This window comes from Geobacillus sp. C56-T3, assembly GCF_000092445.1.
In the GTDB taxonomy this organism is placed as follows: domain Bacteria; phylum Bacillota; class Bacilli; order Bacillales; family Anoxybacillaceae; genus Geobacillus; species Geobacillus thermoleovorans.
This window is the reverse complement of the sequence record NC_014206.1, coordinates 3640239-3650813: the sequence shown is the minus strand read 5'-3', so window position 1 is coordinate 3650813 and position 10575 is coordinate 3640239. Positions and strand designations below refer to the sequence as shown.

At 52.2% G+C, this 10575-nt stretch carries 11 protein-coding genes; 10 read left to right on the top strand and 1 reads right to left on the bottom strand.

Annotation, left to right across the window (positions count from 1 at the left end):
• Positions 1-262: 262 nt before the first annotated feature.
• The 10 genes from rpmH (at position 263) to GC56T3_RS18020 (ending at position 9710) form a co-directional block, all read left to right on the top strand.
• The gene (gene rpmH, locus GC56T3_RS18070) at positions 263-397 is read left to right on the top strand and encodes a 50S ribosomal protein L34 (RefSeq protein ID WP_003253900.1); all 135 of its coding nucleotides are present in this window, start codon (positions 263-265) and stop codon (positions 395-397) included.
• A 79-nt stretch (positions 398-476) separates the two neighbouring features.
• Positions 477-842 (top strand): ribonuclease P protein component, encoded by a 366-nt coding sequence (rnpA, locus tag GC56T3_RS18065; RefSeq protein ID WP_011232960.1) that lies wholly within the window; start codon positions 477-479, stop codon positions 840-842.
• A 73-nt stretch (positions 843-915) separates the two neighbouring features.
• Entirely contained in the window at positions 916-1680 is a 765-nt protein-coding gene (gene spoIIIJ / locus GC56T3_RS18060; protein ID WP_011232959.1) for a YidC family membrane integrase SpoIIIJ, read from the top strand.
• Positions 1677-2333, top strand: a complete 657-nt coding sequence (jag, locus tag GC56T3_RS18055; protein WP_011232958.1) for an RNA-binding cell elongation regulator Jag/EloR — start codon at positions 1677-1679, stop codon at positions 2331-2333. The genes spoIIIJ and jag overlap by 4 nt, the downstream gene beginning before the upstream one ends.
• Positions 2334-2675: 342 nt before the next feature.
• Complete coding sequence (gene mnmE, locus GC56T3_RS18045; protein WP_013146707.1) at positions 2676-4064, top strand: tRNA uridine-5-carboxymethylaminomethyl(34) synthesis GTPase MnmE; 1389 nt, start codon at positions 2676-2678, stop codon at positions 4062-4064.
• Between the two features lie 18 nt (positions 4065-4082).
• Positions 4083-5972, top strand: a complete 1890-nt coding sequence (gene mnmG / locus GC56T3_RS18040) for a tRNA uridine-5-carboxymethylaminomethyl(34) synthesis enzyme MnmG (protein WP_011232956.1) — start codon at positions 4083-4085, stop codon at positions 5970-5972.
• 23 nt (positions 5973-5995) lie between these two features.
• Positions 5996-6712, top strand: a complete 717-nt coding sequence (gene rsmG, locus GC56T3_RS18035; protein ID WP_013146706.1) for a 16S rRNA (guanine(527)-N(7))-methyltransferase RsmG — start codon at positions 5996-5998, stop codon at positions 6710-6712.
• A 403-nt stretch (positions 6713-7115) separates the two neighbouring features.
• Positions 7116-7961 carry a nucleoid occlusion protein gene (gene noc / locus GC56T3_RS18030; protein WP_011232954.1) on the top strand — a complete coding sequence of 282 codons (846 nt, stop codon included), beginning with the start codon at positions 7116-7118 and terminating at the stop codon, positions 7959-7961.
• Positions 7962-8086: 125 nt separating this feature from the next.
• A complete protein-coding gene (locus GC56T3_RS18025; protein ID WP_011232953.1) occupies positions 8087-8848 on the top strand; it encodes a ParA family protein in 762 nt (253 codons plus the stop codon).
• On the top strand, positions 8841-9710 hold the full coding sequence (locus GC56T3_RS18020) for a ParB/RepB/Spo0J family partition protein (RefSeq protein WP_011232952.1): 870 nt from the start codon (positions 8841-8843) through the stop codon (positions 9708-9710). Before GC56T3_RS18025 ends, GC56T3_RS18020 begins: the two co-directional genes overlap by 8 nt.
• 210 nt (positions 9711-9920) lie before the next feature.
• Here GC56T3_RS18020 and yyaC read toward each other — a convergent pair whose 3' ends face one another.
• Complete coding sequence (gene yyaC / locus GC56T3_RS18015; protein ID WP_013146705.1) at positions 9921-10544, bottom strand: spore protease YyaC; 624 nt, start codon at positions 10542-10544, stop codon at positions 9921-9923.
• Between the last annotated feature and the right edge of the window lie 31 nt (positions 10545-10575).

The window sequence follows — 10575 nt, the reverse complement described above, 5'->3', positions numbered from 1 at the left end:
ATAGCAAATAAAACGGCTTGTTGCAACGGGATTTTTTTGATTATCCACAAAATGGACAGGGTGTGAAAAAATCATTATCCACACCATTGAACATGTGAAAAAAATGTCGATAAATGTTGTGGATTGTTGATAGGGAGAAAAAAATTTATCCACAGCGCTGATCAAAGTTGGAAAAACGAAGAGGCGGTTGACATTTGCTAAGATTGTTCAATATAATGAGAAAGACTGCCTGTAACTGTTATTCCCTAGGGAGGTGTCATAGATGAAACGGACGTATCAACCGAATAGACGGAAACGAAGCAAAGTGCACGGATTCCGCGCGCGCATGAGCACGAGAAACGGCAGAAAAGTGTTGGCGCGCCGCCGCCGCAAAGGAAGAAAAGTTTTGTCTGCATAATAGGCCACTGAAGTTTCAGTGGTCTTTTTTCTCAATATTTTGCCGCCGGGAAATTAGGCAAATGGAGTGTTTAGGGAGAATGAAAAAAAAGTATCGGATCAAGAAAAACGAAGAGTTCCAGGAAGTGTTTCAGAGGGGCGCTTCAACGGCCAACCGCCAGTTTGTCATCTACACGCTTGACCGCCCGGAGCAGCCTTATTTTCGCATCGGGCTGTCTGTCAGCAAAAAACTTGGCAAGGCTGTCGTCCGAAATCGAATCAAGCGCTACATCCGCCAATGCTTCCTCGAATTGAAAGAGGAGATTGCCCCTGGCAAAGACTATGTCGTGATCGCTAGGCAGCCGGTGGCGGAGATGAATTATGCGGAAGTAAAAAAAAGTTTAATCCATGTGCTCCGGAAATCCGGAGGGCTGAAAAAAGGAGGCCAGCCGTCGCATTCGGCTTGAAAAAATGCTCCATGCGGCAAAAAAAGATGGTAAAATACATACGTGAACTTGTATATGTGGGAGGAAAAAGAAGGTGAAAAGGCGAATCAGATTCATCATTTTGTTCGGTGCGTTAGCGGCTGTGCTGGCCGGATGCACGGAAATTCACAAACCGATCACCCCGGAAAGCAAGGGGTTTTGGAACGAGTATATCGTTTATCCGCTTTCTTGGCTGATCAAATATGTCGCCGGGCTGCTCGGCGGAAGCTTTGGGTTGTCAATCATTGTCGTCACCATTTTGATCCGCTTATTGATTTTGCCGTTGATGATCCAACAGACGCGCAACGCGAAGGCGATGCAAGCGCTTCAGCCGGAAATTGAAGCGCTCCGCAAAAAATACAGCTCAAAAGACGCGCAAACTCAACAAAAGCTCCAGCAAGAGATGATGCTCTTATTCCAAAAGCACGGCGTCAACCCAATGGCCGGCTGCTTCCCGATTTTGATCCAGATGCCGATTTTAATTGGATTTTACCATGCCATCATGCGGACGAGAGAAATTGCCCAACATAATTTTTTATGGTTTGACCTTGGCGAAAAAGACCCGTACTACATTTTGCCGGTCATTGCCGGCGTGACGACGTTCATCCAGCAGAAAATCATGATGGCCGGCTCCGCTCAGCAAAATCCACAAATGGCGATGATGCTTTGGATGATGCCGATTATGATCGTCATTTTCGCGATCAACTTCCCAGCTGCTTTGTCGCTTTACTGGGTCGTCGGAAATATTTTCTCCATTGTGCAAACGTATCTCATTAAAGGGCCGGAGATTGCCGCCCATTCAGGAGGAGCGAAAAAGTGAAAGAAGTGACCGCGACTGCCCGGACAGTCGAAGAGGCGGTGCAGTTGGCGCTCGCGCAGCTTGGCGTTCCTCGAGAGCGTGCGGTTATTGTTGTGCTCGATGAAGGGAAAAGAGGTTGGTTTGGCTTGTTTGGCGGCCGGCCGGCGGTTGTGAAAGCCGTGCTGAAAATCGACCCGGTTGAGGAGACGGTTCGCTTTTTGCAGCAAGTCATCGCGCAAATGGGGGCGGAAGGGGCAAGCATCGAAGCCGTCCGCCGCGGCAAGCAGGTGACGCTTCATGTGCACGGGGGGCCGGTCGGTCTATTGATCGGCAAGCACGGGCAAACGTTAAACGCTCTTCAGTTTTTGGCGCAGCTCGTCGCCAACCGCCATGCTGACGAATACGTGTCGATTGCCGTCGATGTCGAAAATTACCGCGAACGAAGGGAAAAGGCGCTGATCGAACTGGCGCACAAGCTGGCCGCCCGGGCGGTGAAGACGGGAAAAGAAGTAAGGTTGGAGCCGTTGCCGGCGCATGAACGGAAGATCATCCATGCAGCGCTGGCTGACAACAAGCACGTCTTGACCTATTCCGTTGGCGTTGATCCGCACCGTTCGATTGTCGTCGCTCCGAAAACAGGCAAAATGTCGCCGAAAAAAGAGGCGCCTCGCTAAACTGTAGAGAGGCGGCCTCTTTTTTTACGGTATTGGCGCCGCCTGGAAGATTGGCGATGGAAATGGGGGAAACGCTCCAGCAAGAGCTTCTTCAAATGGGGAAACAGCGCAGCAACGGTCTTTTTTGCCTATCCGTCCAGATGATTGTGAAGCAATCACTAGTTTCCACCAACTTTTTTGACGGCCGCCGCTTATATTTTTCAACAACCGCGTTGAGCGCGCCGTATTGTTATTCACATGTGGATAAGTTAAAATTGAACTAAGTGAATATGCACAAGGAAAAAAAGCGGCCAAAACGGGCTGTGGATATAGAGAAAGCGGAGCAAAGAGAGGTGAACAGCTTTGACGGAATTTGATACGATCGCCGCCATTTCGACGCCGATGGGCGAAGGGGCGATTGCCATCGTTCGGTTGAGCGGAGATCAAGCGGTTGAGATTGCGGACCGGCTTTTCCGCAGCCCGAGCGGAAAGCGGCTCAAAGACGTTCCATCGCACACGATCCACTACGGGCATATCATCGATCCGAAAAGCGGACGGGTCGTTGAAGAAGTAATGGTATCAGTTATGCGCGCACCGAAGACGTTTACGCGCGAGGACGTGGTCGAGATCAACTGCCATGGCGGGTTTGTTTCCGTCAATCGGGTGCTGCAGCTCGTGCTGGCAAACGGGGCGCGGCTCGCCGAGCCGGGGGAGTTTACGAAGCGGGCGTTTTTAAATGGGCGCATCGATTTATCTCAAGCTGAGGCAGTCATCGACCTGATCCGCGCCAAAACCGACCGAGCGATGAACGTCGCCCTACAGCAAATGGAAGGGCGCCTGTCAAAATTGATTCGCGAGTTGCGGCAGACGATTTTGGAGACGCTGGCACATGTTGAAGTCAATATCGATTATCCGGAATACGATGATGTCGAAGAAATGACGCCGCGCCTTTTGCGGGAAAAGGCGGAATATGTGCGCGGGCAAATTGAAAAGCTGCTGTCGACCGCCGCGCAAGGAAAAATATTGCGCGAAGGGCTGGCAACGGTCATCATCGGGCGGCCGAACGTCGGCAAATCGTCGCTTTTGAATGCGCTCGCCCATGAAAATCGGGCGATCGTCACCGATATTCCGGGGACGACGCGCGACGTCATCGAGGAATATGTCAACGTCCGCGGCGTACCGCTTCGCTTGATCGATACGGCTGGCATCCGCGAAACCGAAGATGTCGTCGAACGGATCGGCGTCGAGCGCTCGCAGCAAATGTTGAAGCGGGCCGACTTAATTTTGCTCGTTTTGAATTATCATGAACCGCTGACGGAAGAGGACGAGCGGCTGTTTGCCATGATCGAGGGAATGGACGCCATCGTCATTGTGAATAAAACCGATTTGCCCCGGCGGATCGATATGGAGCGGGTTAAGGAACTGGCGGCCGGCCGGCCGGTCGTGGCGACATCTCTGTTGCATGAACAAGGAATTGATGAACTGGAAAAAGCGATTGCTGACCTGTTTTTTGGAGGTGAGCTGGAGGCCGGCGATTTGACGTACGTTTCAAACTCTCGCCATATCGCCTTGCTCGAGCAGGCGAAAACAGCGATCGAGGATGCCTTGGCCGGCATTGACGCCGGCATGCCGGTTGATCTCGTCCAAATCGATTTGCGCCGGGCGTGGGAGTTGCTTGGCGAAATCATTGGTGATACGGTCCATGAAAGCTTGATTGATCAGCTGTTTGCTCAGTTTTGTTTAGGAAAATAAGCGAGGAGGAAATGCCATATGGATTACCATGGAGGAACGTATGACGTCATTGTCGTTGGCGCTGGCCATGCCGGCTGCGAAGCGGCATTAGCTTCGGCGCGCATCGGGGCGAAGACGCTTGTCATTACGCTCAACCTCGATATGATCGCGTTCATGCCGTGCAACCCGTCGATCGGCGGCCCGGCGAAAGGAATCGTCGTGCGCGAAATCGACGCTCTCGGCGGGGAAATGGCAAAAAACATTGACAAAACATACATTCAAATGCGGATGCTAAACACCGGCAAAGGGCCAGCCGTCCGCGCGCTTCGGGCGCAAGCCGATAAAGTGCTGTACCAGCGGGAAATGAAAAAAACACTCGAAAATCAAGAAAATTTGACGCTTCTGCAAGGAAAAGTCGAGCGGCTGATCGTCGAAGACGGCGTTTGCAAAGGTGTCATCACTCACACGGGGGCGCATTATTACGCCAAGGCGGTCGTCATTACGACCGGGACGTTTTTGCGCGGGGAAATCATCATCGGAGACATTAAATATTCGAGCGGCCCGAACAACCAGCAACCGTCGATTAAGCTGTCCGAGCATTTAGAAGAGCTTGGGTTTGAGCTTGTTCGCTTCAAAACGGGCACGCCGCCGCGCGTCAACAGCCGGACGATCGACTACAGCAAAACGGAAATTCAGCCGGGGGACAAGGAGCCGCGGGCGTTTTCGTACGAGACGACAAAATACATCACGGATCAGCTGCCGTGCTGGCTGACGTACACGACGGAGGAAACACACCGCATCATCGATGAAAACTTGCACTTGTCGCCGATGTACTCCGGCATGATCAAAGGAACCGGGCCGCGCTATTGCCCATCGATCGAGGATAAAGTCGTCCGGTTCCACGATAAGCCGCGCCATCAAATTTTCCTCGAGCCGGAAGGGCGGGAAACGGAAGAAGTATACGTGCAAGGGTTGTCAACAAGTTTGCCGGAACATATCCAGCGCAAGCTGCTCGAGACGATCCCGGGACTTGAGAAGGCGCAGCTCATGCGGGCTGGCTATGCGATCGAGTATGATGCCATCGTGCCGACGCAACTATGGCCGACGCTCGAGACGAAGCTTGTGAAAAACTTGTATACCGCAGGGCAAATCAACGGCACGTCCGGCTATGAAGAAGCGGCGGGCCAAGGCATTATGGCCGGCATTAACGCCGCCCACCGTGCGCTCGGCCGCGAAGAAATCATTTTAAGCCGTTCGGATGCCTATATCGGCGTTTTAATCGACGACTTGGTGACGAAAGGGACGAATGAGCCGTACCGCCTGCTGACGTCGCGTGCCGAGTACCGGCTTTTGCTTCGCCATGACAACGCCGATTTGCGCCTGACCGAGCTCGGCTATCGGATCGGTCTCATTTCCGAAGAGCGGTATCAAAAATTTTTGGCGAAAAAAGAGGCGATCGAACGGGAGAAAAAGCGGCTGCAAACGGTGATCATCAAACCGACGCCAAAAGTGCAGGAAGTCATCCGTGAAGCGGGTGGAAGCGAGCTGAAAGACGGCATTCGCGCTGCCGATTTGCTCCGACGCCCGGAGATGACGTACGAGCACATCCGAAAACTGGCGCCGGCTGACGAGGAGATCGCTCCGGAAGTGGCTGAGCAAGTCGAAATTCAAATCAAGTACGAGGGCTACATCCAAAAATCGTTGCAAGAAGTCGAACGGCTCAAAAAAATGGAAAACAAAAAAATCCCGGAAGATATCGATTACGACGCCATCCAAGGGCTGGCAACCGAGGCGCGGCAAAAGCTCAAACAAGTGCGCCCGCTTTCGATCGCCCAGGCGTCGCGCATTTCCGGCGTCAATCCGGCCGATATTTCGATATTATTAGTGTATTTGGAACAAGGAAGAATCGCGCGCGTGTCGAATGAATAAACAATGAGGGAAAGGATTGGCTTATGGAGGCGACACAATTTCAAACCATGCTCGAAGAGAGGGGAATTCTCCTCTCTTCCCGGGCGCTTGCGCAGTTTGAGCGCTATTACGAACTGCTCGTTGAGTGGAACGAGAAAATGAATTTGACCGCTATTACGGACAAGCCCGGCGTCTATGTCAAGCACTTTTTCGACTCGGTGTCCCCGGCTTTTTACTACGACTTTTCAGCGCCGCTTGCGCTTTGCGACGTCGGATCCGGGGCGGGATTTCCGAGCCTTCCGCTCAAAATTTGTTTTCCGCATTTGCGCGTTTCCATCGTTGATTCGCTGCAAAAACGCATCCGTTTTTTAGAGCATCTGATCACCGAGCTCGGGCTTGCGGACGTGGCGCTTTACCACGAACGCGCTGAGACGTTCGCCCGTCAAAAGGGGATGCGCGAATCATTTGACGTCGTCACGGCCAGAGCGGTGGCGCGCATGCCAGTGCTTGTCGAACTTTGCCTTCCGCTCGTGAAAATGGGCGGGACATTCATTGCGATGAAAGCTGCTTCGGCGCCCGAGGAGCTGAAAGAGGGAAACAAGGCGATTTCTGTGCTTGGCGGAGAAGTGACGGCGATGGAAACGTTCACGTTGCCGTTTGACGAAGGCGAACGAACGATCATTTTCATCCAAAAAATGAGAAAAACGCCGAACCAATACCCGCGCAAACCGGGAACGCCGAACAAACAACCGATTCAGTAGCGTCTTTGCGGGCGGGGGAGGGCTTTGCCGGCTGAAAGAGAGAAACTATATAGATGCAACGAAAAAGTTTACCATATCCTTGATGGAAAAGTCGCTTGTTCATTTTTCGACTGTCGAAGGCAAGCCTGTGGCTTGCCTCCGTCACGCCAAGGCGTGACGGAAGACCGAACAACCACCCGCTTCACAGACCCATACATGGGTCTGAAAGCGGCGTTGTTCGGTCGCCCGACAGTCAATCAAATGCAAATGCTCGGTAAACGCTACAGTTAAAGCTTCAAATTGCATCTATATAGCTGTTTCGCTCCCCGCCTTCGTCCCGCGCCAAAAAACCGACTGTAAGGCGGCGTATGCCGGGCGAGACAGAGACATTTTGGCCAAGTATGTCCAAAGGTGGTGTAGGGGGATGAAACATCCATTTTCGCGCTTGTTCAGCTTTGGAGAAAAAGAACAGGAAGAAATGGAGGAAAAGCAAGAGCGGGAGGAAGTTCGCCACATTCCGGTCAAAAGCATTATTCCGAACCGCTTTCAGCCGCGCACGATGTTTGATGAAGAGAAGATCGACGAGTTGGCGCTGACGATCCGCACGCACGGCATCATCCAGCCGATCGTCGTCCGCGAATGCGGGAACGGACGGTTTGAAATCATCGCCGGCGAGCGGAGATGGAGAGCGGTGCAAAAGCTTGGCTGGACGGAAATCCCCGCGATCATCAAAAACTTAAATGACAAAGAAACCGCCTCCGTCGCCCTCATTGAAAACTTACAGCGCGAAGAGTTGACGCCGATTGAAGAGGCGATGGCGTACGCCAAATTGATCGAGCTCCATGATTTGACGCAAGAAGCGCTCGCTCAGCGGCTCGGCAAAGGACAGTCGACGATCGCCAATAAGCTGCGTCTGCTGAAACTCCCGCAAGAGGTGCAAGAGGCGCTCTTGCAACGGGCGATTACGGAACGTCATGCGCGCGCGTTGATTGCCTTGAAAGATAAAGAAAAACAGCTGAAACTGCTGCAAGAAATCATCGACAAACAGTTGAATGTCAAGCAGACGGAAGATCGGGTGTTAAAGCTGCTCGAGGCGGGGGAACGGAAGCCAAAACCGAAGCGAAAGGCGTTCAGCCGCGATATGCGCATCGCCGTCAACACGATCCGCCAGTCGCTTTCCATGGTCGAAAGCAGCGGGGTGTCCGTCCAATCTGAAGAAGAAGAATTCGATGACTACTATCAAATTACGATTCGAATCGCGAAAAAATAACGAAAGTCACCTTTTGCCTCATCAAGCACTGCTGATGGGGTTTTTTCTTTCAGAAAACAAAGTCATTTTCCTGTTTTCGTGCTAAAATAAAATGGATTGAGGAAGAGATAGAGGTAGGTGGCATCGTGGGAAAAGTCATTGCTATTGCAAACCAAAAAGGCGGAGTTGGAAAAACGACGACGGCGGTCAATTTATCGGCCTGTTTGGCGCATCTTGGAAAAAAAGTGCTGCTTGTTGACGCCGATCCGCAAGGAAATGCGACGAGCGGCATCGGCATTGAGCGAGGCGATGTCGACGAATGCATTTACAATGTCATCATTGGCGACATGAAAGCAAAAGATGTCATTCGACCGACGGACATCGAAAATTTATACGTCATTCCAGCGACGATCCAGCTCGCCGGCGCAGAAATTGAGCTCGTCTCGGTCATTTCCCGCGAAATCCGGCTGAGAAACGCGATCGAGCCGCTGAAAGACAAATACGACTTCATTATTATCGACTGTCCTCCTTCGCTCGGCTTGCTGACGCTCAACGCGTTGACAGCGGCCAATTCTGTGCTCATCCCTGTCCAATGCGAATATTATGCGTTAGAAGGGCTCAGCCAGCTGCTTAACACGATCCGGCTTGTGCAGCGGCACTTAAACTATGATTTGCGCCTCGAAGGCGTTCTGTTGACGATGCTTGATGCAAGGACGAATCTAGGCTTGCAGGTCATTCAAGAAGTCAAAAAGTATTTCCGCGAAAAGGTGTACCAGACGATCATCCCGCGAAACGTGCGGCTGAGTGAGGCGCCAAGCCATGGCAAGCCGATCATTTTGTACGATGTGAAATCGCGGGGGGCGGAAGTGTATTTGGAACTGGCGAAGGAGGTGCTTGAACGTGGCTAAAGGTCTCGGCAAAGGCATCAGTGCGCTGTTTGACAACCTTTCTCTCAATGAACTTAATGGGAAAGAGGAAACGGTGCGGGAAGTAAGCATTCACGACCTTCATCCAAACCCGTACCAGCCGCGGAAAACGTTTCAGCCTGAGGCGATTGAGGAGTTGAAGCAATCGATTTTGCAGCACGGCATTTTGCAGCCGCTCATCGTCCGCCGTGTACCGAACGGATTTGAAATCGTCGTTGGCGAACGCCGCTACCGGGCGGCCAAAGAGGCGAATTTGCCGTCAGTGCCGGTCGTGGTGCGCGAGTTGACTGATGAGCAAATGATGGAGTTCGCCCTTCTTGAAAACTTGCAGCGCGAGGATTTGAACCCGATCGAGGAAGCGATGGCGTACAAAATGTTGATGGACAAGCTGCACTTAACCCAGGAGGAAGTCGCGAGCCGTGTTGGGAAGAGCCGTCCGCACATCGCTAATCATTTGCGTTTGTTGTCCCTCCCTTCAGATGTGCAAAAGCTGCTCATTGACGGCACACTTTCGATGGGACATGGCCGCGCGCTTTTAGGGCTGAAACAAAAAAGCAAAATGAAATCGATCGTGGAACGGACGATTCGCGAAGGGTTGAACGTCCGCCAGCTTGAAAAACTGATCCAACAAGCGAACGAAAATGTTTCACGTGAAACATCAAAGCGGAAACCGCCGGAAAAAAGCGTGTTTATTCGGGAAAGCGAATCGTTGCTGCGCGAAAAATTCGGGACGAACGTCACGATTAAACAAACGAGGAAAAGAGGAAAAATTGAAATTGAGTTTTTTTCTCCGGAAGATTTAGAGAGAATATTAGAACTGCTCGATGTGCGGTTCGACGAGTAAGTCGGCCCTTTGATCAAGGCCGGTTTATTTTTTTGCAAGAGAGGGTTGGACATCATGTTGACGAACATTCGCGTGGCCAATTTGCTGCCGAGCATTCTCATTACGGCAGCCGCCGTTTTCATTCTTTCACTCGTTTAACGACCGGTTGTTTTGGCCGGACAGAAAAGAAATCCCCTCCTTGAACAGCTGACCAAGAGGGGGATTTGCTGCCTACCATAATGAATGCCGGTCTGTTGAGAGCGGAGGGGCAGCGAGCCGCTCTTTTCGGAGGATGAACCGCTCTGCTTCGTAAATGCCATTGGCGATCGTTTTCGCCATATTCATGACAAGATGGAGGCGCGTATTTTGCAGGACGAAAAACTCCATAAACCCGCTGACATTGACAACCCCAGTAATATGGGCGTCGCCGACGGGAAGGAGCTGTTTGTTGACCCCAGCCCCAGGGCGGACCGGTCCTTTGGCAATCGTGATGGCGCCGACGCTTTTCAGCCGCCCGAGGCAGGCATCGACCGCGATCATGAACGGATCGTGATGAATGAGTCGAATGGCTTCTACCTTTTCTTCCAAATTAACGGCATGGATTGGTTCTTCGAGTGTTCCGTACACGTGGAAGCGAGCCAACGGCTTCTCTTTGAGCATCGTGCCGACGAGCGGTCCAAGCGAATCGCCGGTCGAGCGGTCTGTGCCGATGCAAACGATAGCGATCGGCTGAACGAGCGGGTCGGGAAGCAGTGAGGCGACCCGCCAAGCGATCGACGACACCGCCCCTTGCTCATCGTAAAACACGCGGTCCCTTTCCTCCTTGGACGAGAAAAATATCGATGGTATGCTCATTCGCTTCACTCCTACTTTCGTTTCAAAAGTA